Origin of the sequence: Serratia sp. (in: enterobacteria) (assembly GCF_046715635.1) — a bacterium.
Classification (GTDB): domain Bacteria; phylum Pseudomonadota; class Gammaproteobacteria; order Enterobacterales; family Enterobacteriaceae; genus Chania.
Map to the genome: position 1 here is coordinate 13,622 of NZ_JBKJYW010000152.1, position 24,281 is coordinate 37,902.

At 51.4% G+C, this 24,281-nt stretch carries 31 protein-coding genes and 1 pseudogene; 31 read left to right on the top strand and 1 reads right to left on the bottom strand.

Features of this window, described 5'->3' with window-relative positions; translation table 11 throughout:
* Window positions 1–89 precede the first annotated feature (89 nt).
* The 8 genes from yegQ (at window position 90) to fbaB (ending at window position 10,629) form a co-directional block, all read left to right on the top strand.
* A complete protein-coding gene (yegQ, locus tag ACLQ7H_RS07470; RefSeq protein ID WP_411752120.1) occupies window positions 90–1,442 on the top strand; it encodes a tRNA 5-hydroxyuridine modification protein YegQ in 1,353 nt (450 codons plus the stop codon).
* Between the two features lie 531 nt (window positions 1,443–1,973).
* Window positions 1,974–2,873: a lipid kinase YegS gene (gene yegS / locus ACLQ7H_RS07475; protein ID WP_411752121.1), complete on the top strand. Its 900-nt coding sequence runs from the start codon at window positions 1,974–1,976 to the stop codon at window positions 2,871–2,873.
* A gap of 447 nt (window positions 2,874–3,320) precedes the next feature.
* Window positions 3,321–4,535, top strand: coding sequence for a D-mannonate dehydratase ManD (gene manD, locus ACLQ7H_RS07480; protein ID WP_021178796.1), 1,215 nt, complete (start codon window positions 3,321–3,323; stop codon window positions 4,533–4,535).
* Window positions 4,536–4,549: 14 nt separating this feature from the next.
* Window positions 4,550–5,563 (top strand): Zn-dependent oxidoreductase, encoded by a 1,014-nt coding sequence (locus tag ACLQ7H_RS07485; RefSeq protein ID WP_411752122.1) that lies wholly within the window; start codon window positions 4,550–4,552, stop codon window positions 5,561–5,563.
* Between the two features lie 107 nt (window positions 5,564–5,670).
* Window positions 5,671–7,065: an MFS transporter gene (locus tag ACLQ7H_RS07490; protein ID WP_411752150.1), complete on the top strand. Its 1,395-nt coding sequence runs from the start codon at window positions 5,671–5,673 to the stop codon at window positions 7,063–7,065.
* A gap of 67 nt (window positions 7,066–7,132) precedes the next feature.
* Window positions 7,133–8,593, top strand: a complete 1,461-nt coding sequence (locus tag ACLQ7H_RS07495; protein WP_411752123.1) for a mannitol dehydrogenase family protein — start codon at window positions 7,133–7,135, stop codon at window positions 8,591–8,593.
* Between the two features lie 101 nt (window positions 8,594–8,694).
* On the top strand, window positions 8,695–9,381 hold the full coding sequence (locus ACLQ7H_RS07500; RefSeq protein ID WP_411752124.1) for a GntR family transcriptional regulator: 687 nt from the start codon (window positions 8,695–8,697) through the stop codon (window positions 9,379–9,381).
* A gap of 222 nt (window positions 9,382–9,603) precedes the next feature.
* Window positions 9,604–10,629 (top strand): class I fructose-bisphosphate aldolase, encoded by a 1,026-nt coding sequence (gene fbaB, locus ACLQ7H_RS07505; RefSeq protein WP_411752125.1) that lies wholly within the window; start codon window positions 9,604–9,606, stop codon window positions 10,627–10,629.
* Window positions 10,630–10,847: 218 nt separating this feature from the next.
* On the opposite strand, the gene ACLQ7H_RS07510 is transcribed toward fbaB, so the two are convergent.
* Window positions 10,848–11,573, bottom strand: a complete 726-nt coding sequence (locus ACLQ7H_RS07510) for an XRE family transcriptional regulator (protein ID WP_411752126.1) — start codon at window positions 11,571–11,573, stop codon at window positions 10,848–10,850.
* Window positions 11,574–11,704: 131 nt separating this feature from the next.
* Between ACLQ7H_RS07510 and ACLQ7H_RS07515 the strand changes: the two genes are divergently transcribed.
* The 23 genes and pseudogenes from ACLQ7H_RS07515 (at window position 11,705) to ACLQ7H_RS07625 (ending at window position 24,196) form a co-directional block, all read left to right on the top strand.
* Window positions 11,705–11,968, top strand: coding sequence for a helix-turn-helix domain-containing protein (locus ACLQ7H_RS07515; RefSeq protein ID WP_411752127.1), 264 nt, complete (start codon window positions 11,705–11,707; stop codon window positions 11,966–11,968).
* Window positions 11,965–13,971 carry a transposase domain-containing protein gene (locus ACLQ7H_RS07520; RefSeq protein WP_411752128.1) on the top strand — a complete coding sequence of 669 codons (2,007 nt, stop codon included), beginning with the start codon at window positions 11,965–11,967 and terminating at the stop codon, window positions 13,969–13,971. Before ACLQ7H_RS07515 ends, ACLQ7H_RS07520 begins: the two co-directional genes overlap by 4 nt.
* A 12-nt stretch (window positions 13,972–13,983) precedes the next feature.
* Window positions 13,984–14,940 (top strand): AAA family ATPase, encoded by a 957-nt coding sequence (locus tag ACLQ7H_RS07525; protein WP_209527083.1) that lies wholly within the window; start codon window positions 13,984–13,986, stop codon window positions 14,938–14,940.
* Complete coding sequence (locus tag ACLQ7H_RS07530) at window positions 14,937–15,134, top strand: hypothetical protein (RefSeq protein WP_161740659.1); 198 nt, start codon at window positions 14,937–14,939, stop codon at window positions 15,132–15,134. Before ACLQ7H_RS07525 ends, ACLQ7H_RS07530 begins: the two co-directional genes overlap by 4 nt.
* 5 nt (window positions 15,135–15,139) lie before the next feature.
* Window positions 15,140–15,370 (top strand): hypothetical protein, encoded by a 231-nt coding sequence (locus ACLQ7H_RS07535; RefSeq protein ID WP_411752129.1) that lies wholly within the window; start codon window positions 15,140–15,142, stop codon window positions 15,368–15,370.
* A gap of 7 nt (window positions 15,371–15,377) precedes the next feature.
* On the top strand, window positions 15,378–15,992 hold the full coding sequence (locus ACLQ7H_RS07540; protein ID WP_411752151.1) for a DUF3164 family protein: 615 nt from the start codon (window positions 15,378–15,380) through the stop codon (window positions 15,990–15,992).
* A gap of 2 nt (window positions 15,993–15,994) precedes the next feature.
* Complete coding sequence (locus tag ACLQ7H_RS07545) at window positions 15,995–16,192, top strand: hypothetical protein (protein ID WP_411752130.1); 198 nt, start codon at window positions 15,995–15,997, stop codon at window positions 16,190–16,192.
* 79 nt (window positions 16,193–16,271) lie between these two features.
* Window positions 16,272–16,826: a gp16 family protein gene (locus ACLQ7H_RS07550; RefSeq protein WP_411752131.1), complete on the top strand. Its 555-nt coding sequence runs from the start codon at window positions 16,272–16,274 to the stop codon at window positions 16,824–16,826.
* A complete protein-coding gene (locus ACLQ7H_RS07555; RefSeq protein ID WP_411752132.1) occupies window positions 16,823–17,350 on the top strand; it encodes a hypothetical protein in 528 nt (175 codons plus the stop codon). The genes ACLQ7H_RS07550 and ACLQ7H_RS07555 overlap by 4 nt, the downstream gene beginning before the upstream one ends.
* Window positions 17,343–17,741 carry a Mor transcription activator family protein gene (locus ACLQ7H_RS07560; protein WP_209527093.1) on the top strand — a complete coding sequence of 133 codons (399 nt, stop codon included), beginning with the start codon at window positions 17,343–17,345 and terminating at the stop codon, window positions 17,739–17,741. The genes ACLQ7H_RS07555 and ACLQ7H_RS07560 overlap by 8 nt, the downstream gene beginning before the upstream one ends.
* A gap of 5 nt (window positions 17,742–17,746) precedes the next feature.
* Window positions 17,747–18,070 (top strand): hypothetical protein, encoded by a 324-nt coding sequence (locus ACLQ7H_RS07565; RefSeq protein ID WP_209527095.1) that lies wholly within the window; start codon window positions 17,747–17,749, stop codon window positions 18,068–18,070.
* Between the two features lie 102 nt (window positions 18,071–18,172).
* Window positions 18,173–18,754: a glycoside hydrolase family 108 protein gene (locus ACLQ7H_RS07570; protein ID WP_411752133.1), complete on the top strand. Its 582-nt coding sequence runs from the start codon at window positions 18,173–18,175 to the stop codon at window positions 18,752–18,754.
* Window positions 18,755–18,756: 2 nt separating this feature from the next.
* A pseudogene (locus ACLQ7H_RS07575) lies at window positions 18,757–18,983 on the top strand (hypothetical protein).
* Window positions 18,967–19,302, top strand: coding sequence for a hypothetical protein (locus ACLQ7H_RS07580; RefSeq protein WP_411752134.1), 336 nt, complete (start codon window positions 18,967–18,969; stop codon window positions 19,300–19,302). Before ACLQ7H_RS07575 ends, ACLQ7H_RS07580 begins: the two are co-directional and overlap by 17 nt.
* Window positions 19,290–19,895, top strand: coding sequence for a hypothetical protein (locus tag ACLQ7H_RS07585; protein ID WP_411752135.1), 606 nt, complete (start codon window positions 19,290–19,292; stop codon window positions 19,893–19,895). The genes ACLQ7H_RS07580 and ACLQ7H_RS07585 overlap by 13 nt, the downstream gene beginning before the upstream one ends.
* The gene (locus ACLQ7H_RS07590; protein ID WP_161711914.1) at window positions 19,895–20,134 is read left to right on the top strand and encodes a TraR/DksA family transcriptional regulator; all 240 of its coding nucleotides are present in this window, start codon (window positions 19,895–19,897) and stop codon (window positions 20,132–20,134) included. Before ACLQ7H_RS07585 ends, ACLQ7H_RS07590 begins: the two co-directional genes overlap by 1 nt.
* Entirely contained in the window at window positions 20,109–20,411 is a 303-nt protein-coding gene (locus ACLQ7H_RS07595) for a DUF2730 family protein (protein WP_161711913.1), read from the top strand. The genes ACLQ7H_RS07590 and ACLQ7H_RS07595 overlap by 26 nt, the downstream gene beginning before the upstream one ends.
* A 9-nt stretch (window positions 20,412–20,420) precedes the next feature.
* Window positions 20,421–20,708 (top strand): ArsR family transcriptional regulator, encoded by a 288-nt coding sequence (locus tag ACLQ7H_RS07600; RefSeq protein ID WP_161711954.1) that lies wholly within the window; start codon window positions 20,421–20,423, stop codon window positions 20,706–20,708.
* A gap of 5 nt (window positions 20,709–20,713) precedes the next feature.
* Entirely contained in the window at window positions 20,714–20,998 is a 285-nt protein-coding gene (locus ACLQ7H_RS07605) for a hypothetical protein (RefSeq protein WP_411752136.1), read from the top strand.
* Window positions 20,988–21,563 (top strand): DUF3486 family protein, encoded by a 576-nt coding sequence (locus ACLQ7H_RS07610; RefSeq protein ID WP_411752137.1) that lies wholly within the window; start codon window positions 20,988–20,990, stop codon window positions 21,561–21,563. Before ACLQ7H_RS07605 ends, ACLQ7H_RS07610 begins: the two co-directional genes overlap by 11 nt.
* Window positions 21,563–23,449: a phage tail sheath subtilisin-like domain-containing protein gene (locus ACLQ7H_RS07615; protein ID WP_411752152.1), complete on the top strand. Its 1,887-nt coding sequence runs from the start codon at window positions 21,563–21,565 to the stop codon at window positions 23,447–23,449. The genes ACLQ7H_RS07610 and ACLQ7H_RS07615 overlap by 1 nt, the downstream gene beginning before the upstream one ends.
* A 9-nt stretch (window positions 23,450–23,458) precedes the next feature.
* Window positions 23,459–23,809 (top strand): phage tail tube protein, encoded by a 351-nt coding sequence (locus ACLQ7H_RS07620; RefSeq protein WP_411752138.1) that lies wholly within the window; start codon window positions 23,459–23,461, stop codon window positions 23,807–23,809.
* Window positions 23,810–23,812: 3 nt separating this feature from the next.
* Window positions 23,813–24,196 carry a phage tail assembly protein gene (locus tag ACLQ7H_RS07625; protein ID WP_411752139.1) on the top strand — a complete coding sequence of 128 codons (384 nt, stop codon included), beginning with the start codon at window positions 23,813–23,815 and terminating at the stop codon, window positions 24,194–24,196.
* Window positions 24,197–24,281 lie beyond the last annotated feature (85 nt).

Consider the following 24,281-nt stretch of genomic DNA (forward strand, 5'->3'; position numbering starts at 1 on the left):
ATTTCTTGCCGGGCTGCCGCTACAATCCCCCGCTTTCACTGCGCCATTGGGTGGCGTGGTGCTGACCTGAAATCAGACCGAGAATCACTATGTTTACACCAGAACTCCTCTCCCCGGCGGGAACGCTGAAAAACATGCGTTACGCCTTTGCCTACGGTGCCGATGCGGTTTACGCCGGCCAGCCGCGTTATAGCCTGCGAGTACGCAACAACGAATTTAACCACGAGAACCTGCAGCTTGGGATTAACGAAGCTCATGCGTTAGGCAAAAGATTCTACGTGGTGGTTAACATCGCGCCACACAACGCTAAACTGAAAACCTTCCTGCGTGACCTGAAACCGGTGATCGACATGGGCCCGGATGCGCTGATCATGTCCGACCCCGGTTTGATCATGATGGTGCGCGAAGCCTTCCCGCAGATGGACATTCACCTCTCGGTGCAGGCTAACGCGGTCAACTGGGCAACGGTGAAGTTCTGGCAGCAGATGGGCTTGACGCGGGTGATCCTTTCCCGCGAGCTCTCGCTGGATGAGGTGGCGGAAATCCGTAGCCAAGTGCCAGAAATGGAGCTGGAGATCTTCGTGCATGGCGCACTGTGCATGGCCTATTCTGGCCGGTGCCTGCTTTCCGGTTACATCAACAAACGCGATCCCAACCAAGGGACCTGCACCAATGCCTGCCGCTGGCAGTACAAAGCAGAAGAAGGCAAGGAAGACGATACCGGCAGCATCGTGCATCTGCATGAGCCCATCGCAGTGCAAAACGTCGAGCCGACGCTGGGCATTGGCGCGCCGACCGATAAAGTCTTTATGCTTTCCGAAGCGCAAAAACCCGGCGAGTACATGAGCGCGTTTGAGGACGAGCACGGCACCTACATCATGAACTCAAAAGATCTGCGAGCTATCCAGCACGTCGAGCGGCTCACCCAGTTGGGCGTACATTCGCTGAAAATTGAAGGCCGCACCAAGTCATTTTATTACTGTGCCCGCACTGCACAGGTTTATCGCCGTGCCATTGACGATGCCGTTGCCGGCAAACCTTTCGATCCTAGCCTGCTGACCACGCTGGAAGGCCTGGCTCATCGTGGCTATACCGAAGGTTTTCTGCGCCGCCATACGCACGATGCCCACCAGAACTATGATTACGGCTCCTCCATTTCCGAACTGCAACAGTTTGTCGGCGAGTTTACCGGGGTGCGCCGTAACGGCTGGGCGGAAGTGGATGTAAAAAATAAATTCCTGGTCGGTGACAGCGTAGAGATGATGACGCCAGGAGGTAACGTGTTGTTTACCCTGGAAAACCTGCAAAACAAAAAAGGCGAGACGATCGATGTCGCTCCGGGCAACGGCCATATCGTTTATTTGCCAATCCCCGAGGATATCGACCTCAATTATGCGTTGTTGATCCGCAATTTGCCGCAGGACGATAGCCAGAACGGCTAAGATTTTATCGCCACCCAACTGGGTGGCAATTTTTGGCAAATATTAGAATCAGATCACATCAATTAGTGCGCAGCTTGGTTATTATCAGGCTGCTTAAAACTAATAACGAAATATTTGCATAGCAATACTAGGAACCACCTCCTTAGCCAGCCCAATCTCCCTTGGGTTGGCCTTTTCTTTTTTATCCCATTTAATTTCAATCAGTTGAGAATTTCATTGGCATTTTTTAGGATATTTCTTGCATTGCACTAAACGGCTAATCATTTTCTCTGCAATATATAAATTATTCTATAGCGATTAATAAGGTCATTAATACCAACGCTTAACTCGCGTGAAAGAAAGATATTACCCCCATTAGGCATTGACTATATAAATACCCTGCCGAGCCGAACTCGGCATTACCTGAATATTCTTATGGCCCGCCACTGGCTTGTGGTTTATCGTTAACGTTTTGGGATAGGGTCTAGCCACTGGGAAACCCACCTGACCACCGTTTGACAGCCGATTCGTTTTTCGCCACAAGGATCAGGAATGCACCAATATGCTCCAGCACTGCTTATCATCAATGGTAAAAGCTCCGGCAATGAGGAAGTTCGCGCAGCGGTGAACGTGCTGCGCCATGAGGGCCAGACCCTACATGTCCGCGTCACCTGGGAACAGGGAGATGCCGCTCGTTACGTCAAAGAGGCCAGCCAACTGCGGGTGGAAACCGTGATCGCCGGTGGCGGCGACGGTACTATCAACGAAGTCGCTGCCGCATTGGCACAACTCCCTGCGCGGTTGCGCCCAATACTAGGCATACTGCCGCTGGGTACCGCCAACGACTTTGCTACCGCCTGCGCTATTCCCCTACAGCCAGATTTGGCCTTGCAGTTAGCCATCAAGGGCCGAGCGGTACCGATCGATCTGGCCAAGGTCAATGACGAGCGCTATTTCATCAATATGGCAACCGGCGGCTTTGGCACCCGCATCACCACCGAAACCCCGGACAAACTGAAGGCCGCACTGGGGGGCGTTTCTTATTTCATCCATGGTCTACTGCGCCTGGATGCGCTGAAAGCCGACAGCTGTGAGATCCGTGGGCCAGATTTCCATTGGGCCGGAGAAGCGCTAGTGATCGGCATCGGTAACGGCAGACAAGCCGGAGGTGGGCAGAAACTTTGCCCTGCCGCACTGATCAACGATGGTTTATTGCAGGTGCGCCTGCTCACTGCCGAAGAGTTGCTGCCTACGCTGGTCAATATCTTGTTTAGCGGTGAGGAAAACAGCAACGTGGTTGATGCCTCATTGCCGTGGGTGGAGATCTCCGCACCGCATGAAATCACCTTTAACCTTGATGGCGAACCGCTGAAGGGCCGTGATTTCCGCATTGAGGTGCTGCCTAATGCTATCGAGTGCCGCTTACCGCCAAATTGCGATCTGCTGGAATAAGCAAATAAGCCACGCGCTCAGATCGAGCAAGCTTTAGCCCGGCGTAACGCCCCTCACCCTAACCCTCTCCCACAGGGAGAGGGGACAGTATGTGCTACAAATTAGCACCTGCGCTCAACCGCAGCATCGTAAAAAACTTAACTAATTTATGGGGTTACCGAGTTACAAATTATCATCCACACCTGACCTTATCACCAAATCAGCTCCCTCTCCCTGCGGGAGAGGGTTGGGGTGAGGGGCTGGTGCTACAAATTAACTCCCGCGCCTGAACACAGCTGCGAACCCACATCCCTCTTTTTACCTCATGCTAAAACGGCCACCCCATGTCTGCGATCCACCCATAAATGTGATCTCCAGTGGCAATTTTCACAAATCATACTTGTATGGTAGTTAGTTCAAGGTTAATTTCTGCCCATACGCTATCAGCAACAACAGGATGTGGAAGTCATGAAAATTGTTAAAGCCGAGGTGTTTGTCACCTGCCCGGGAAGAAATTTCGTCACCCTGAAGATCACTACCGACTGCGGGCTAACCGGTATCGGCGATGCGACCCTGAATGGCCGTGAACTGCCGGTGGCATCTTACCTGGAAGACCACGTCTGCCCGCAGCTGATTGGCCGTGATGCTCACCAAATTGAAGATATCTGGCAGTACTTCTACAAAGGTGCTTACTGGCGCCGTGGCCCGGTGACCATGTCGGCCATCTCTGCGGTAGATACGGCACTGTGGGATATCAAAGCCAAAGCGGCCAATATGCCGCTGTACCAGTTGCTGGGTGGCGCTTCACGTACCGGCGTCATGGTGTATTGCCACACCACCGGCCACTCGATTGACGAAGTGCTGGACGATTATGCCAAGCATAAGGAACTGGGCTTCAAGGCGATCCGCGCACAATGCGGCGTACCAGGGATGAAAACCACTTACGGCATGGCCAAGGGCAAAGGCTTGGCGTATGAACCCGCCACCAAAGGTAACTGGCCGGAAGAGCAACTGTGGTCAACCGAGAAATACCTCGATTTCACCCCTAAACTGTTTGCAGCCGTGCGTGACAAATTCGGTTTTGACGAACATCTGCTGCACGACATGCATCACCGCCTGACGCCGATCGAAGCAGCCCGCTTTGGCAAAAGCGTTGAGCAATACCGCTTGTTCTGGATGGAAGATCCTACCCCGGCTGAAAATCAGGAATGCTTCCGCCTGATCCGCCAACATACCGTGACCCCGATTGCGGTCGGTGAGGTGTTCAACAGCATCTGGGACTGCAAACAGCTGATTGAAGAGCAGCTGATCGATTACATCCGTACCACCATCACCCACGCCGGGGGCATCACCGGCATGCGCCGTATCGCCGATTTCGCTTCGCTGTATCAGGTGCGTACCGGCTCTCACGGCCCTTCCGATCTCTCGCCAATCTGCATGGCGGCGGCGTTGCACTTTGACCTGTGGGTGCCGAACTTCGGCGTGCAGGAATATATGGGCTACTCCGAACAGATGCTGGAAGTGTTCCCACATAACTGGACGTTCGACAACGGCTATATGCATCCAGGTGAAAAACCAGGGTTGGGCATCGAGTTTGACGAAAAACTGGCGGCCAAATATCCCTACGATCCAGCCTACCTGCCGGTAGCGCGCCTGGAAGACGGCACCCTGTGGAACTGGTAAACCGAGGAATTTCTATGAAAAGCATTACTGTTCAACAGCCAGGGCAATTAGTGATTGAAGAGCGCCCGTTACCATCGCCGCGGCAAGGTGAAGTCCGGATCCGTGTGGCTAGCGCTGGGATCTGCGGCTCCGACGTGCATATCTATCGCGGCCATAACCCGTTTGCCAAATATCCGCGCGTGATCGGCCATGAGTTCTTTGGCCATATTGACGCTCTCGGTGAAGGTGTCGATCCGTCGCGCATCGGAGAACGTGTAGTGGGCGATCCGGTTGTCAGTTGCGGCCATTGCTATCCCTGCTCGGTGGGCAGGCCAAACGTCTGCACCGAACTGCAGGTCATTGGCGTTCACCGTGACGGCGGATTCAGCGAATATGTCACGCTACCGGCCAAAAATGCCCATCTAGTTCCGGACAGCATTCCAGACAACGATGCCACGATGGTCGAACCCTTCACCATTGCCGCCAACATCTGTAGCCAACTGCAACCTGGCCCGTTAGATGTGGCATTGGTGTATGGTGCCGGGCCGATGGGCCTCACCTCTATTCAGGCGCTGCGCGGCGTTTACGGCGTTAAACAGATTGTGGTGGCTGACCGTATCGATGAGCGCCTGGCTATGGCCACCGCCAACGGCGCGGATGTGGTGATCAACAACAGCCAGCTTGATTTGGCCAGCGAGTTACCAAAGCTCGGCATCCGGCCAACGCTGATCATCGATGCTGCCTGCCACCCGGCCATTTTGCCGGAGGCGATCGGCTTGGCTTCTCCCGCTGCACGCATTGGCATTATGGGCTTCTCTGCCGAACCCTGCGTGATCAGCCAGCAAGCCATTACCAGCAAAGAGATCTCGATTTACAGCTCACGCCTCAACAGCAACCGCTTCCCGCAGGTGATTGCCTGGATGACGCAACGCCAGATCCACCCAGAGAAGTTGATCACCCATCAGTTTACGTTTACGCAAGTGCTTGACGCGATGGAGATCTTCGAAAAAGACCAAAAGCAGTGCTGCAAGGTTTTACTGAAATTCTGACCTGACCACCTTCCCGCTACGGCCTGCTGTAGCGGGAAGGAAACAGGGGCTTCTGAACCTCATCTTTGCCGTCCTTACAACAACAATTTGCAGAGAACAGAACAATGATGAACGCAAAAATTGACAACACTCAGCCGGAAAGAAGTACCTCGGACCTGATCAAGGCGGCCGTTTCCGGCTGGCTTGGTACCGCGCTGGAATTTATGGATTTTCAGCTTTATTCGCTTGGTGCAGCATTAGTCTTCCATGAAATATTTTTCCCGGAACAGTCCGCCGCCATGGCGTTGATCTTGGCGATGGGAACCTACGGCGCGGGCTATATCGCCCGTATCGCGGGTGCCTTCTTCTTTGGACGCATGGGAGATACCATCGGCCGTAAAAGGGTGCTGTTTATCACCATTACCATGATGGGGATCTGCACCACCTTAATCGGTGTGCTGCCAACCTATGCGCAAATTGGTATTTTCGCCCCCTTGTTACTGGTGTTACTGCGTATTATTCAAGGGCTGGGTGCCGGTGCGGAAATATCCGGCGCCGGAACCATGCTGGCGGAATACGCCCCTAAGGGTAAACGCGGGATTATCTCCTCACTGGTGGCCATGGGCACCAACTGTGGCACGCTGTCGGCAACCGCCATCTGGGCCGTAATGTTCTTCTTCCTGTCGAAAGAAGAGCTGCTGGCCTGGGGCTGGCGCGTACCTTTCCTGGCCAGCGTGGTCGTCATGCTGTTCGCCATCTGGCTGCGTATGAACCTGAAAGAAAGCCCGGTGTTTGAAAAGGTTAACGACGATGGCTCTACCGCAACACCGGCTCACGCCGTGGCTGACAATACCCATTCGCTGTCGGCAATGTTCAGCAGCAAATCCTTCTGGCTGGCTACCGGGCTACGTTTTGGCCAAGCAGGCAACTCAGGTCTGATCCAGACCTTCCTGGCCGGTTATCTGGTGCAAACCCTGCTGTTTGAGAAGGCCATCCCAACCGACGCCTTGATGATCAGCTCCGCCATTGGCTTTATTACCATTCCGTTCCTTGGCTGGCTCTCCGACAAGATCGGCCGCCGGGTACCTTATATCCTGGTCAATATCTCCGCCATCATTCTGGCCTACCCAATGATTTCGATGATTGTGGACAAGACCAATGAGGTGAACGTGATTATGGCCTCGATCATTATCATCCATAACGTCGCGGTGCTGGGCCTGTTTGCGCTAGAAAACATCACCATGGCGGAAATGTTTGGTTCACGTAACCGCTTTACCCGCATGGCGATCTCCAAAGAGGCCGGTGGTTTGGTGGCAGTCGGCTTCGGCCCGGTATTAGCCGGTATCTTCTGCAATATGACCGACTCCTGGTGGCCAATCGCCGTCATGATGATCCTGTACTCCGTGATCGGCTTGCTGGCCGCGATATTGATGCCTGAAGTCAGAGATCGCGACCTGAGCTTGGCGGAAGATGCCGCGGAAAGCCCAGCGCTGCCGATAGCCCAACGCGTCAGCAGTCATTAATCCCCTTCAATCCTCTGCCGCAGAGAAGGTTCTGCGGCAATCAGACCATTACACAGTGAGTTTTAACATGGATACCAAGCTGTTAGCGGCCAACGCCATTGTTCCGCAGTACGATCGTAGCAAACTGGTTCCGCGCCTGGTTCATCTGGGCTTTGGTGCCTTTCATCGCGCCCACCAGGCGGTATACGCCGATATTCTGGCACAGGAGCACGGCAGCGACTGGGGTTACTGCGAAATCAACCTGATCGGCGGCGAACAGCAAATCGCCGATCTCAAACAGCAAGATAGGCTCTACAGCGTGGCTGAGATGTCTGCCGATGCCTGGCAATGCCGGGTGGTGGGCGTAGTAAAACAGGCGCTGCATGCGCAAGTCGACGGGCTGGACGCGGTATTCCACGCTCTGGGCAAGCCCGAAGTGGCGATTGTGTCCATGACCATCACCGAAAAAGGCTATTGCCACTCCCCCGCCACCGGCCAGTTGCAACTTGATCATCCGTTGATTGTGCGGGATCTGGCTAATCCACATCACCCACAAAGCGCAGTTGGGGTGATCGTCGCAGCCTTGGCGCAGCGTAAAGCGGCCGGGCAACCTGCGTTCAGCGTGATGTCTTGCGACAATATGCCGGAAAACGGCCATGTGACCCGCAACGTGATCACCACCTATGCCAAAGCGCTCGATCCGGCGTTGGCAACGTGGATCGAAACCCACGCCACCTTCCCTTCCACCATGGTCGATCGCATCGTGCCAGCCGTGACGCCAGACACCCTGGCCCAGGTCGCACAGCAAACCGGCGTGCAGGATCCGGCAGCCGTAGCCTGCGAGCCGTTCCGCCAATGGGTGATTGAGGACAATTTTGTCGCGGGCCGCCCGGCATGGGAACAAGCCGGTGCCGAACTGGTCAGCGATGTCTTGCCGTTCGAAGAGATGAAGCTGCGTATGCTGAACGGCAGCCACTCGTTCCTGGCCTATCTGGGTTATCTGGCCGGTTACCCACACATCAGCGACTGCATGCAGGATGAGCATTACGTCAAGGCCGCCCGCCATCTGATGCTGGCAGAACAGGCTCCAACGCTGAATACGCCGGGAACCGATCTGGAGAAATACGCCGATTCCCTGCTGGCACGTTATCGCAACACGGCGTTGAAGCACCGCACCTGGCAGATCGCCATGGACGGCACGCAAAAACTACCGCAGCGCATGCTGGATTCGGTGCGCTGGCACCTGGCCAACGGCAGTGATTTTGACTGCCTGGCGCTGGGCGTGGCGGGTTGGATGCGTTACGTTGGCGGTAAGGACGAACAGGGTCAACCGATCGACATCAGCGATCCGTTGCGTGAGGAAATTGCCCAGCGCGTCGCCAACAGTGATGAAGGTGCGCCTCGCGTGATGGCGTTACTGCAAATGACCTCGGTGTTCGGACGCGACCTGCCGGATAACCAACGCTTCGTCAATACCGTGACCAGTGCTTATCTGGCGCTGTTGGCGCGGGGAGCTAAAGCAACGGTGGCAAGAGTGCTGGCACGCTAATAGAAAAGCATAGAATGCGGGTGGATTTATCCGCCCTCTTTCACGGGTTAATCTGCTAGTATGGTGGCATTCACTATTACCCTCATATATTGATTGTCGCCATGTCAGAATCGTACATCCTCACGAATAACGTCCCGGTCAATCAGCAGATCTATCGTTTCCTGCGCAAAGATATCGTCGATTGCACCATCCCACCGGGCACGTTGCTTTCCGAGAAAGAGATTTCCACCCGTTTCAGTGTTTCACGCCAGCCGGTGCGCGAAGCCTTTATCAAACTGGCTGAAGCGGGGCTGGTGCAGATCTTGCCGCAACGCGGGACCTTCGTGATGAAAATTTCCGCCAAACGGGTAGCCGACGGGCGCTTTATCCGTCAGGCAGTGGAATGTGCCATCGTGCGGCGAGTTGCCACCAGCATCACCCCCGAGCAATTGATGACGCTGGAGCATAACCTGCATCGCCAGGAGCTGGCGGCACAGAATAATCAGATCCGGGAGTTTTTGGCGCTGGACGACGAATTCCACCATCTGCTGACGCAAATGGCCAATTGCGCCCTGGCCTGGGAAACCATCGAGACCATCAAAGCGACGATGGACCGGGTGCGCTTCCTCAGTCTGAGCGAAGTATCACCGCCAGAGAATCTGATCCACCAGCATTACCGTATTTTTGCGGCACTGAAAGCCCAGGACCCGGATGCGGCGGAGCTGGCTATTCACGAGCATTTGCAGGAGATGATCTACTCGATCACCCCAATTGCCCTGCAAAACACCGACTGGTTTGAAGCCGAGTAAAAGCTTCCCCTCTCCGACCAGGAAAGGGGACGCCATCAACAAGTGCTCACTCGCAAATTTTGCCTTCTAAATAGCATTTCTTCTCAATCGCATCTATTGTCTCTTCGCACCATCAGGTTTTGATTAGTATCTTTTGCATAGCTTCAATCACCGCTTTTGACTACGCCGGTGGCCAAATACCCAGACTTACCGGTGTATAGGAAGCTTTAACAGGAGTGAATCATGACGGATATTGCACAATTGTTAGGTCAGGAAGCGGAAGACCTTTTGCAACACCGCTGTACCACCATCCCTGCGGAAAATCTGTACCTGCCCGGTGGCGACTTTGTTGATCGGGTGATGATCGACAACAACCGCCCAAACAGCGTGCTGCGCTCAATGCAAACCTTGCTCAACCATGGCCGCCTGGCGGGTACCGGTTACCTCTCGATCCTGCCGGTCGATCAAGGCGTAGAACACTCTGCCGGGGCCTCATTTGCCGCCAACCCACTCTATTTTGATCCCAAAAACATCGTTGAGCTGGCGATCGAAGCTGGCTGTAACTGCGTGGCTTCCACTTACGGCGTGCTGGCTTCGGTATCGCGGCGCTACGCCCATAAGATCCCGTTCCTGGTCAAACTGAACCACAACGAAACCCTGAGCTATCCAACGCAGTACGACCAAACCCTCTATGCCAGCGTTGAGCAGGCGTTCAACATGGGGGCGGTGGCGGTTGGTGCAACCATTTACTTCGGTTCCGAGCAGTCACGGCGCCAGATTGAAGAGATTTCGATCGCCTTTGAGCGCGCTCACGAACTGGGTATGGTGACCGTATTGTGGGCCTATCTACGTAACCCTGCGTTCAACAAGGATGGCGTCGATTATCATTCCAGCGCCGATCTGACCGGCCAAGCCAACCACATTGCGGCCACCATCGGTGCCGATATCGTCAAACAGAAAATGGCCGAGAACAACGGCGGCTACCGTGCGGTGAAATTCGGTTATACCGACGATCGCGTCTATGACAAGCTGACCACCGATCACCCGATCGATCTGGTACGCTATCAGTTGGCAAACTGCTACATGGGTCGTGCCGGTTTGATCAACTCAGGCGGTGCCGCCGGGGAAAACGATCTGCAAGAGTCAGTGCGTACCGCAGTGATCAACAAGCGGGCTGGTGGGATGGGCCTGATCCTGGGGCGTAAAGCGTTCAAGAAATCGATGAAGGATGGCATCGCCCTGATCAATGCCGTTGTTATGGGTCAGTAAGAATGATAAAGAGAAATAAGGGAATTGGCGGAATTTTTCGGGAACTCGCGGGATTGAGAACTAGCTTGGAACAAGGGCTTAGCGGACGGCCCTCCGATTTTAACTCAAAAAATGAGCATAGCGAAGGAATGAAAAACAAAATGCGGATCTGGGGATTTGTTCAGATAGTTTGATAAAAACGATGATCCGCATCAGCTCGTTTAAATGGCGTTTACAACTTATATCCCCAGATCCTTTGAGATGTGGACGACTTGCCCGATAACCTCAAAATTACTCATATCTTCTCGCTTGATTTCAATTGGCGGATAGGTGGGCTGATTGTCACTAATCAAGAGCCACGCCCCAGGCTGCACCTGTACCCTCTTTGCCCATAGCGTATCATCGTGACGGATTACGTAGATGTTTCCATCGATAGGCTTGGTATACGCTGTATTGATAACCAGAGTATCGTTGTTAGAAATTGTCGGCTCCATTGAGTCGCCCTTAGCCCAGACTAAAACCAAATCATTCTCATTGAAACCTCTAAAAGACAACCACTTACGCCTAAAAGCCAGATGGCGAGTTGGTTCATATCCATCAAGCGCCGTCGTACCGTGGCCCGTAGATACTTGAACGTTGTAACCAGGGATCAGGGCAAACTCGTCTAAGAAAGATGAGTCCTCTATTTTAGGTTCACTTCCCCCCTTACCAGTGGCCAGCCATTCAACGCTTACCCCAGCAGCATTAGCTAACAAGATAAGGTTATCAAGTGTCGGCTGGGTGGCTCCCTGCTGGTATTTATAAAACGTGCTGTAAGGGATTCCGACCTTACGGGCAAATGAGCGTCCCGTATCAGAACCAACAAGTAGGTTCAATCTCTCAGTAAACCCGCTTCCTTTACCTGCATCATCAAAAGGTTTTTGGTTCCTTTTGGGTTCATTTACATCCATTTTATCATAACTCATTGATTCTAATCCGGTTTGGTTGGTGGTTGAGTTATGCCATAACTGAATCACAAAGGAAGCATAGATCTTGACATGCCTCCTTTTTGGATCAACACTATCATTACAGTGAATAATGATTAGGTGTTATGACTATGAGTAACTCCGTAGCTTCTCAAAATATGGCTCCAAATGGAACCAATAAAAATGATTGGCATCGAGCCGACATTGTTGCCGCAGTAAAGAAGAAAGGAACCACTTTGGCGGCCCTATCTCGTGATCAAGGTTGGCACTCTAGAACCTTAAACAACGCGTTGGATCGCCATTGGCCAAAAGGGGAATGTGTTATAGCCATGGCGATTGGTGTGACCCCTGACGAAATCTGGCCAACTCGTTACGTCAATGAGGCCGCACAATGAACAATGTCAGCATGAGCAACAGCATTTGGTTATCGATATCTGAAATCTTAGGGGTGCCCGGTTATCCAACCACCGAGCGCGGCCTGAGAATGGCGATGGATAAGCAAGCGTTAGCCAAGCCAGACATTAGAAGAAAGCGCCAAGGCTCAAAGGCATATGAGTACAACCTCAATTGCTTAGCTCCTGTGGCCCGTGCCTTTGTATTGAAACAGCGTGGGGAAGTTTGCGTTGGTCAGAAAACTTACAAAGTACCGGCAAAAAAAGAATACTCGTACTGTCGTGAAGCCCTATGGCACCACTGGGAATCGGCAACGGAAAAGCAGCGTGTAGCTGCACAGAGGAAAACCGAGGCAGTTCAGGCCGTTGCATCCCTCGTGAATACCGGCATTGATGTGGTTACCGCCTTTGATGCAGTAGCCGAAACTCATGATGTTTCTGTGGCGTCGGTACGTCGTTGGTATTACACCGCCCGCAAATATGCCCGGGAAGATTGGATGGTTGTGCTGCTGGGGCAATACGGCAAAAGCATTGAAACCCGCCGTAAAAAAGAGGCGGATTGCGATCAGGAAGCTTGGGACTTTTTCCTAGCTGACTATCTGCGTCCAGAGCGTCCTGCACTGCGTACGGCTTATGGCCGACTTACAGAGACTGCTACCGCTCGTGGGTGGGCTATACCGAGCCTTTCTTCAATACGTCGCAAGCTGGAACGTGATGTTCCTGTTGAGCAACGTGTATTGCTGCGTGAAGGTGAACATGCCGTGATGCGCCTATTCCCTTCCCAGGAACGTACTGTTGCCGAGTTGACAGCAATGGAATGGGTTAATGGGGATGGTTACCAGCATAACGTGTTTGTACGCTGGTTTAACGGCGAAATACTCCGTCCTAAAACATGGATTTGGCAGGACGTGAAGACCCGTAAAATTCTGGCTTGGCGCACTGACGTCAGTGAGAACAGCGACTCTATTCGCCTTTCTCTTTCTGACATGATTGAGCAATACGGCATTCCGCGAAAATTAACTATCGATAATACGATGGCAGCGGCAAACAAATGGACTACCGGCGGCGTCCCTAACCGTTATCGTTTCAAAATTAAAGAGGATGACCCTAAAGGGATTATTCCCCTACTGGGTATTGAATTGCATTGGACAAGCGTTTTGTTTGGCCGTGGTCATGGCCAGGCGAAACCGGTGGAACGTGCATTTTCTCATGGTGGCCTTGGTGAGACCGTAGATAAACACCCGGCTTTGGCTGGTGCTCATACAGGCCCGAACCCGATGGATAAACCGGATAATTACGGTGATCGGGTGATTGATGCCGAAGAATTCCTGAAGGTATTAGCTGAAGGTATCGCGTTCTGGAATCGTCAGCCTAAGCGTAATACCGAAATGTGCCGGGGCATTCTGTCCTTTGATGAAGCATTCGAGGAAAGCTATCAGCAAGCCACCATTCGTAAGGCTACGCCAGAGCAACGTCGCTTGCTGTTATTACCAGCCGAAGCGGTACGTATTAGTGAATCTGGTACGTTCGTAATGGAAGCTGGGGGTAAGGTTCAGGCCCGTAAAAACCGCTATTTCAGTGAGCGTCTATTGGGGCTTAGACCAAACAAGGTTGTGGTGCGCTTTGATCCACAGAACCTGCACCAGAGTGTTCTTTGTTACACGCTGGACGGACGTTTTATTTGTGAAGCCACCTGTATCGAAAAAACCGGCTTTGGTGATACCCAAGCAGCTCGTGAGCATAAACGTAATAGGACGCAATTTGTTAAGCGCACCAAAGAAGCTGCCAGCGCCGCCAAGCGTATGTCAGCGTTGGAAGCCGCTGAACTTATGCCAGAAACCGTTCCACCAGCCCCGCCTGAATCTAGGGTGGTCGAAATACTGCGCCCACATGGTAATACCATGCGGCGGCACTTAATTGAGGAAGATATTGAAGACGAATCAGAAGAGGCATTTGGTAACGCAGTAAGCCAGTTATACAACGCATTCCAAAATAAGCAGATTTAACGGAGATTAATAATGAGCAACGTAATTGAATTAGAGCAGAAACAAGAAAATATTAATGCCGTTCGGACTGCTGTTCGTGCGGTAGTAGATAGCACTGGTATTAAATATGCTGCTGTGGCCCGTGAAGTGGGTGTGTCTGGTAGTCAGCTTTCGCAGTTTATGAATAACAGCTATCGCGGCGATAATGATTTGCTGACCAATAACCTGTCCATCTGGCTAGAGAACCGCCAGCGTAAAACGTTGGAAATGCCAACGGCACCAGACTTTATCCCTACTCGCACCGTCAAACAAATTTGGGATGCTTTGCAATATGCGCAACTGGCGCAGTGTATTACAGTGATTTACGGTAACTCGGGAGTGGGTAAAACCCGCGCACTACAGCAGTTTGCCGCAGAGCGCCCAAATGTATGGTTGATTACTGTATCGCCGTCACGCTCAAGCCTAAGTGAATGCCTCTATGAATTGGCTCTGGAGTTGGGTATTGGTGATGCTCCGCGCCGTTCTGGCCAGCTTGGCCGCGCTATACGCCGGAAATTACGTGGTACTAACGGCGTTGTACTCATTGATGAAGCGGATCACCTTGATTATTCCGTACTTGAGGAATTGCGTATTTTACAGGAAGAAACCGGCGTTGGTTTGGCGTTGGTTGGTAACCATCAGGTCTACGGAAAATTGACTGGTGGCAGCAGCCGCAATATGGACTTTGCCCGTTTATTTTCCCGTATCGCTAAAAAGGTTTCCATCTTGAAAACCAAGAAGGCTGATGTAGAAGCCATTGCTGATGCCTGGGGACTAAGCGGAAAAGCTGAGCGTGAATTAATCCATGCTTTAGCTGACAAGCCAGGCGCATTACGTACTATTTCCCATACGCTCCGCCTAGCTGCAATGTTTGCCCACGGAAGTAATGAAAACTTGAGCGACAAACATATTCGTGCCGCTGTTAAAGACCTAGAAGGAATCTCAGCATGATTAACCCGACAAAGCTGGTTAATGCTATCGGTTGGTTACAACGCCGGAATATTGAAATCAAACATGTGAACGTAAGCCGTTCACGCCCAATCCTTGAAGTTAGTGCGCCGGATGCTGATTTGCAGCGTAAGGCACATAACTATCATGCCATTTCTGCCGCTACTATTCAGGGCTGTATTATCTATTGGAGGTGAATGAAATGAATGCAGATAGAAGAAAAAGACTTTCTGACCTTTTCGTTAAAATCGAAATAATCAAAGGCGAAGTTGAAGATGTTCGGGATGAGGAGCAAGACGCCTTTGATTCTATGCCTGAAGGTTTACAGCAATCAGAACGTGGTCAGAAATCAGAAATGGCTATTTCTTGCATCGAGGAAATTATTGATGGCCTCGAAAAAGCCTGTGACCAAATTAACGAAGCTATTATTTGAGGTGTTTATGAGCAAAGAAATCGAACAAGCTGGCTACCGCCAGAATGCCCAGGGCCACCTGGTGCCACAAGAATTAATCCGCCCCGTTGATAAACTGCGTGATGATGTTGTGTTGGATATCGTCGACACTGCCAGGGTATTACGCCAGGCTATGGCTGATTTCAAAGCTGCGTCTATGAAGAAAATTGAGGACTTCATTGACTTGTCTTCCAATGAATACGGTGTTGAGTACGGTGGCACCAAGGGGAATGTGACACTGCCTAGCTTTGATGGCCAGTTTAAAATTCTCCGTGCTATCGGTGATCATCGTGTCTTTGATGAACGTATTCAGGCCGCGAAAAAGCTCATTGATGAATGTGTTGTTGAATGGTCTGATGGGGCTAATGTCAATCTTAAAGCGTTGGTTGATCATGCTTTCCGTGTCAATAAACAGGGGCGCATAGATATTAATCAAGTGCTTGGCTTGCGTCAGCTTGCGATTGATGACCCACGTTGGCTTGAAGCCATGTCTGCCATTGCAGATGCTATCCAGGTCACCGGCACCAGCCAATATCTTCGTATTTACCAGCGTCAACCGAATGGTAAATATGAGCAAATCAGTTTGGATATGTCAGGGGTTTAATCATGAAAGAGATAAATGCCAAAGACTTCAATGCGAAATATGAGGTTGGTAGAACATTTATTTATCAACCTCATGCAGCTTTACGCGGCGGGCCAGTAGTTAAACCGGTAGCGATAGCGCGGGACTTTAAAAAGTCAGGCACTGTTGTTGAAATAAACAAAGAACCTTTCTTTGTGAAGGTCACCACGCTCACCGCTTAATTATCAATGCTGTTGCAAGTTGGCGTAATTATGCCAGGGGCATGCTTACGCCAAAATCGGAACCAGAGAGGTATTAGTTATGGATAAGCCGCAATTAATCAGGTTGATTCATGTAGCCAAAGGTAAGCTAAAATTGGACGACGATACTTATCGCGTATTGTTGGCCAATACTGCCAGTGGGAAAACCAGTTGTAGTGAAATGTCGCACGGTGAATTGACTAGAGTTTATTCTGAGTTGAAGCAACGCGGATTTAAACGTTCTTTAAAAAGAACTCCTGCGCGGGTTAAACCTAATTCAAAAGGTATGCCCCGTGTTGAAGAAATTTCCAAAATTCGCGCCATCTGGTTCGTTATGTTCCGCCATGGCTTTGTTGGCAGCGATAGCGAACTGGCGTTGAATGCTTATGTGAAACGTATGACCTCCCAGTTAAACAAGGGGGTTGGCGTTGATGAGGTGGGTTGGCTTGATGGTTGGCTGGCATTCCGTGTGTTGGAATGTATTAAACAATGGCATATCCGGTTGATGCTGGAATCCTTGAAAGAGAGGAATAAGCCACGCCCAGTATACCCAGACACAATGGAAGACATTCGGGATTATCACCATCTTGTTAATGCCTATGAGGCCAGCTTATGAAAATTGCGCGTTGTCCAATCTGTCACTCTGACTTGCATCTGGACGCCTTACTGGAAGATGATGCTGGCCGTGAACTGCTGGCGCAGTTGACTAAACTACCAGGGAGCGCCGCCAAGTCTATGGTGGCGTACATTGGTTTGTTCCGGCCAGAGAAGTCAAACCTGTCAAATTCTAGGGCGGTTAAGCTGGTTAAGGAAGTATTGGAGCAGCATCAACCTGGCCGCGTTTTAACCCATGCGCTGAGTGAAACCGTTGAGCGTATTAGGGCTAAACGCATCAATGGTGATAAAAAGCCGCTGAGCAATCACAGCTATCTGCGCGAGGTCTACCGTACTTCAGAACAGATGTTTGCACAGACCAGTAATGTCGCCGCTCGTGAACAGGATGCAAACAAACGTGTGGTAGATAATGATCGTGGCCGGGATGATTACCTGGCTCAGATGCATAGCTTTGGGAAGGATGTATCGACGCTACCAGGTGGAGTTGAGTGGCTAGCTCGAACTCAAGGGGGCAATAATGGCTGATAATTTTGAGCTTTTTGATGATGTCAAAGATGACAGCCTTTTGGAACAGTTAGAGGAGGCAGAAGAAAACACCCGCTTCCCTACACTCCTTGTTGAGTTGAACGCTCTCTTGCGTAAGGAGCTGGAGCGCCTAGGTTGCGATCCACGCTATTCTCTTGAGCTAGTCGTGGCCATCAGCCGCCAGATAGGTGGAATGCAACTGTACTTCCCACGGGGACAGACACTGGAGTATTTCGTTAGGGATATGCGTATCTGGCATGATTTTACAGGAAACAATATATGTGAGTTAGTTGAACGCTACCACGTCACCTACAAAACGGTGTATAAAGCAATCAAGCGGATGCGTAAGCTTGAAGTGGGCAAAAAACAACTTTCTCTGGATATGGGGTGAATGCAATGGCAGGTAGTATTTTTATAGATTTAGTGCTAATAGTTTTTTCATTTTGGGTCTTTATAGATGCAGCTAACAATAAAGTTGGTTCCTATAAAATTTCTGATGGCATAAATAAAGGTTATAAGAATGGGGCCTCCCCTGTTGTGTGGGGGATTGGTTCGTTTTTTGTAATACCGTTTGTTATCTATCTTTTTCGTAGGAAAAAATTAATTGAAGGCGCGAAAGAAAACCCTGTTGACACGGATAAAAGTCGTGGCTTTATAATTATATTTATTGTTATCGCTGCAATTCAGCTTTATGCATACAGAGAGGTGTTGTTTTTCTGAGAGTGTTGAATCAAAGGAAGCCGGTAAATCCGGCTTTTTTTGTGCCTGTCGCACTATGGAACTGTACTGATTTTATTATCCATACATTCCAGAGGTGCAAATGTGATCCCATACAATCCTTCCTTAGCGTTTAATCATGCCATTAACTTTGTCTTGGGCAAAGAAGGTGGTTATGTCAACGACCCCACCGACAAAGGTGGTGAAACCAAATACGGCATTTCAGATAAGCGTGACGGTCTTGCCGATGGCATGACTGATGTTAATGGTGACGGTAAGCCTGATGCTCGAGTTAAAGACTTAACTCTGGAGCAAGCCAGCCAGATTTATTTCCGTGATTATTGGTATCCGTCTTATTGCTCAGACTGGCCGGATGGTATTTCGCTGATCGTCTTTGATTCTGCTGTTCAGCATGGTGTAAAAAAAGCTATTTCATTATTGCAGGATGCAGCGGGTGTTACGGCTGATGGCATTGTTGGCCCCAAAACTAAAACCGCCGTTATCAGTGCTGATCCCGAATGGCTGTTGACTCGCTACTTGCTACGTCGTGCGCGGTTTTACGCTGAGATCATCAAATCAAATCCCTCTCAAGGTAAGTACCTCAATGGGTGGTTCAACCGCCTGGATAGTGTGGCTGATGCTGCATGGGAAGTTGTCGGTGGCTCTGTTTCTGTCACTCGGAGCTAACTATGGGTAAAGGCTGGGATGAGTCTATGCGCCATGGCCGCCGTGACCGCCTCAAAAAAGAGGTGCTTCACCGGATGGCTGGTGGCCCCAAACCGGAGCCAGTTGATTACCGTGGCCATGACGGGACTCATGCCAGTTTCTATATGAAGGGCTGGTGGTCTGTCGGCCGACTGATATCGCCTGGCAATGCCAGCGCTACAAGGAAAAATATCATGATAAAAATCATTAATTCACCCTGGACGGTATTGGTGTTGGTACTGGTGTCCATTGTGTTCTGTTCTTACTTAGGCGGCTTAGCCTTTATCCTTTTATTACTGGCATTAGGCGGGACAGCTGTTTGGATGGTGGCAACCGTAATTGACCTAGCTAATTTCTTTTTGGCTGGTGCTTTAAGCATTGTTGGCGCAATGGCCGTCAGTGCAACTACTGCATCGGCTTACGTACAACTTGGCTGGATTTGCCTTCCAATGATCCTGCTGGCCATCGCCATTTCGCTATTGGCCTTTTACCAGGCAAAGAAAAGAGGGTTGCTTGAATGGATCCAATAACTATTTCTACAGTCGCCAGCCTATTGATGAAAGCTGGCCCCTCCGTTCTGCGCTCCATAGGTAGCCTGTTCGGTGGTGATACCGCCAAAACGGCAAATTCTGTGGCCGGGATTGTGGAGACTGTAGGCAATGCTGTGAGTCCACAAGATCAGCAACGGGTATTGGAACAGAAGCTTGCCCAGCTTTCACCTGATCAATTAGTTCAACTTGAAAGCCTGAAAGTGCAACTACAACAGTTTCAACTTGAGCGGGATAAAGCGGTTCTGGCTGACCGCCAGGCGGCACATCACGAACAGCAAGAAACCGTTCGAAATGGTGATAATTCTGTTGATGAATATGTGCGGCGTACCCGCCCATTGATGGCGCGGTTATCGCTCTACAGTTCAATCCTTTATGTCTTGCTGCTAGCTATCGGCCAGCAAGGTGCATCTATTGCTACAGCAGCGGGCCATGCCATGGTGATGCCTGAGCCGGATTGGGACATTGCCCTGATGCTGGCCATGCCAGCGCTAACTTATCTCGGCTTCCGCACCCTGGACGGTTTTGCCCGCTATAGCAAATCCAGTAAGCACAAGTTACCGGTGGGAAATTAATGGGCGATTTATTTGACCGCGCCAGCGAATTGGAAACGTATGACCGTGAACGGGCATTAAACACCCATTTAAACCGAGTTAAAGAGGCCCCCATTGAGTTCGGTTTTTGTAATGACTGTGGGGCCACTATTCCAGCTCAGCGGCTTGCTTTGCTGCCTGATGCTGTTTGCTGTGTGTCGTGTCAAAAAGTCAGAGAGATCAAGGAGGCCCAGTATGGATTGGGAAGTCATCAAAGGTAACTGGGCCATTATTTGGGCGCTATTTATGTCCGGTATCAGCATTGTTCAGCTACTGCTGAGCAAAACCTATGTAAAGCGTGAGGAAATGGACTCCGTACGGGAGCGGCTTTCAATTGTAGAAACCGCTATTGAAGGTATGCCAAGGCAAAAAGAACTACATGAACTCCAGTTGGAAATCAGAGATTTGCGGGGTGATTTGAAGGAGCTTGGTTCGAAGCTCCAGCCAGTCCAACGCATCAGCGATCTACTGCTGGAAAACGAGTTGAAGGATAAGTGAGGTATGGCTATGCGTGAAATTCTCGATAGCGATCAGCGGCTGGTGATCCTGCGCTCATTGTTGGAGTGTGGCGACAGCGCCAACGAATCAGTTTTGCAAACCTGCTTGCAAGCGTATGGCCACCGTATTTCCCGTGATGCTGTGCGTACTCACTTGGCCTGGCTAGCGGAGCAAAACCTAGTCACTCTCAGCGATGTGGCTGGCTGCTATGTCGCGACAGTAACCGGGCGCGGTGATGATGTGGCCAACGGTCTGGCCGTTGTGCCTGGTGTTAAAAAGCCACGGGCGCGGGGGTAATCATTATGGCCAAAGCCAGACCCTATTCCCCAGCCACTCGCAGTGTGATCGATCAGATTGCGCTGGTAATGGTAGTGCGAGAAATCGAACGAGAAGTTGTAGCGCCAATGTATGAAAAGGAAACAGGTAAACCCTATAGCGAAGCCGGTGAGAAAGGTTATCTGGCTATCTATTTGAAAGATAATCCTGAACATACGCGTGCATACAAGGCGTTGCACCGAGCCATTCAAAAACAGCGCAAGGCCGTTGCCGCTTCTTTTGGGCGCGAAAGGAACAATTATGGCCGATGAAAAACCGACCCGTGGCCGTCCGACAAAGATAGACCTGTTACCTGAAGGTATTCGTGACGCCCTACATCAGATGCTACGTGACAAGCGCCATACCCAGGAACAAATCCGCGAGGCTATCAACGAGCTGATTGACCAGCATGAGTTGCCGGACGATATGCAACTTAGCCGAGCTGGCCTAAACAGGTACGCCAGCCGTATGGAGGCCATCGGCTCCAAAATCCGCGCATCCCGTGAGATGGCAGAGATATGGGCTGCCAAGTTGGGTTCCGCGCCGACCTCCGATGTCGGCAAATTGCTGATGGAGTTTGTGAAAACCCTCGCGTTTGAAACCTCCATGGATCTGGCTGAAAAAGAAGGTACGGTTGCACCGAAGGCACTGGGCCAACTGGCCCTGGTGGCGCAGCGTATCGAGTCTGCACAGATGGTCAGTCACAAGCGAGAGAAAGAGATCCGCCAGGCATTTGCCGAAGAGGTTGCTGACCAGGCTGAAAAAATCGTTTCACAAGCGGGCCTGTCTGCTGACAAGGCGGCAGATATCAAGCGCCAGATATTGGGGATCGTATGATGTTAATAGCCAGTTTAAACGCCATTACAACAGGCATTACAGATGGGGGGGACTTCGATGAAAATGAAGTCCTCCTTGGTTATCAGCGCCGGTGGATCGCCGATGACTCACCACTCAAGATTGCGGAGAAATCACGCCGTACCGGTATCACCTGGGCGGAAGCCGCTGATGGCGCGTTGACTGCCGCCAAAGCAAAATCAGCCGGTGGCACTAACCATTTCTACGTTGGCTCCAACAAAGAGATGGCTCGTGAGTTTATAGACGCGGCGGCCATGTGGGCCAAAGCCTATGACCTGGCGGCTGAAGACGTCTGTGAAGAAGTCCTAGTGGATGACGACAAAGATATTCTGACGTTTGTCATCTACTTTGCCAGCGGCTTCAAAGTTCAAGCTTTATCCAGTAACCCTAGCAACCTACGTGGTATGCAGGGCAACGTGACCATCGATGAAGCCGCATTCCATGATCGTCTTGCTGAAGTGCTCAAGGCCGCGCTGGCACTCACCATGTGGGGAGCCAAAGTCAGATTAATCAGTACCCATAATGGTACGGAAAACCTCTTCAATGAGTTGATCCAGGATAGCCGCGCCGGTAAGAAACGCTATTCCATCCATACCATTACGCTTGATGATGCTTGCCGTGATGGCTTGTATAAACGTATCTGCCAGGTTAAAGGGCGAGAGTGGAGCCAGGAAGCTGAAGACCAGTGGAAAGCTGACCTCCTACGTGATACAGCCACCCAGGACGATGCCCTAGAGGAATATTATTGTGTGCCGAAGAACGGTAGCGGTACTTATTTACCGCGTTCAATACGGGAGCGATCCGCCCGTGGTCTTGGCCCCGTTCTGCGCTTTGCTGGCACCACTGAATTCAATGCCATGCCTGAGCCTATTCGCGCTTTGGATACGGTAGCATTCACCGCGAAATGGAACGGCCAGACTACCAATGATATGGACGTGCGCGTCAACTATTACATCGGTGAGCAAACCCCGGCAGGCTTGAGTGTGACTGCTACGGCATTCACCGGCGGTACTGGCACACCGGGTATGGCGGAAGTTGTCGCTGCCCTGGGCGATGAATGGTTCAACCATATCGCTTGCCCGTTCAACGATGTGGCCAGCCTCAATACCTTACGTGATGAATTGTTGGAGCGCTGGGGGCCGGTGAAGATGGTTGAAGCCATCGCTTACACCGCCGTTCGTGGCACTCACGCACAGACCGGCACCTGGGGGGGTGGCCGCAACGACTTCCTGATTACTGCCCTTGGCACCAATATGGCTCCGCAACCGGCCTATCTGTGGGCCGCGTCTTATGCGGGTATTGCTGCATATTACCTGGCGATTGATCCGGCCCGGCCTCTTCAAACGTTGGCCCTGCCTGGCCTGCTGGCTCCAGCTAAAGAAGTGCGCTGGGATATGGTTGAGCGCAACCTCCATTTGTATGACGGTGTGGCCACCCACTTTGTGGACGCTGGTGGCAATGTCTGCATTGAGCGTGAAATCACTACCTATCGCGTGAACCGCTTTGGCGATGCGGATACCTCGTATCTGGATATTACCTCCCCGGCCACGTTGGGCCATATCCGTTACATCATCAAGAACCGGTTCACCAATCGTTATCCGCGCCACAAGCTAGCTGACGATGACGTGTTGGCCACGCTACAACCTGGCCAGCCTGTCATGACGCCGAAACTCTGCCGGGAAGAACTGTTGGACATTGCGCTGACAGAGTTGATCCCCGCCGCGTTGGTTGAGGATTTTGACGACTACAAAGACACCTTATCAGTGGTACGCGATACCAACGATATGAACCGGCTGAACTTCATCATTCATCCAAACATCATCAACCAGTTGCGCATCCTGGCTGGTCTCATTCAGTTCAAGCTCTAAGGGGGCAACATGATTTTAGGCATGGCGTCGATACGCATTAATGGCCGGGAGATTAAAACGGCGGGTAAATCTACGTTAAACCCTGGTGGCTATGCTCGCACGCTCCACAGCGGTGGGGGTAAGCACTGGGGCTATTCCCGCAAAATGGCAGGGCCATCCATCCAGATGACTATCGCGGCAGCGGAAGACGTGGATGTGATCGAGATCAGCGAGTGGGAAAACGTCACGGTGATGTTCCAGGGGGATAACGGTCTGTCCTACATGATGACCGGCGCGGCTACTGATAACCCTGCAACACTGAGCGAAGACTCTGGGGAAATCGACGCCACATTCATCGGTACTAAGCTGGTGAAGGTGTAAAACATGGCCAAGATGACATTCCCATTGATACATGGATTGGTAACCGGAAAAGGGACGGCGGATGAAACCAAACATATTCAGGTAGAGCTACGTGAACTCAACACCAAAGATATAGTTGAGTCCCAGTTAGCCTCTGAGCGTGTTGTTATCGGTGAGAACGGCAAGGCCGTGGCCTATTGCTCTGAGGTCATGATGGGGTTGGAGATGTTGCGCCGCCAGATATTGGTCATCGGTAGCATTCCCGGCCCGCTGGATATGAAACAAATTTACCAGCTTCATCCAGAAGACCTGAAGCTCCTGACGGAAAAGGCTGATGCTATGGATAGCTTACTGACGGAGGTCAGCGAACGGGGGCGAACTGATGCCGATGGCGACGGCACTCACTAACCTACTCGTCAATCTATCCGCGCGGTTCAGTGTGTCGTACCTGGAACAGTTGCCATTGCGGCAACTGTTCCGCATTACCCAGCAA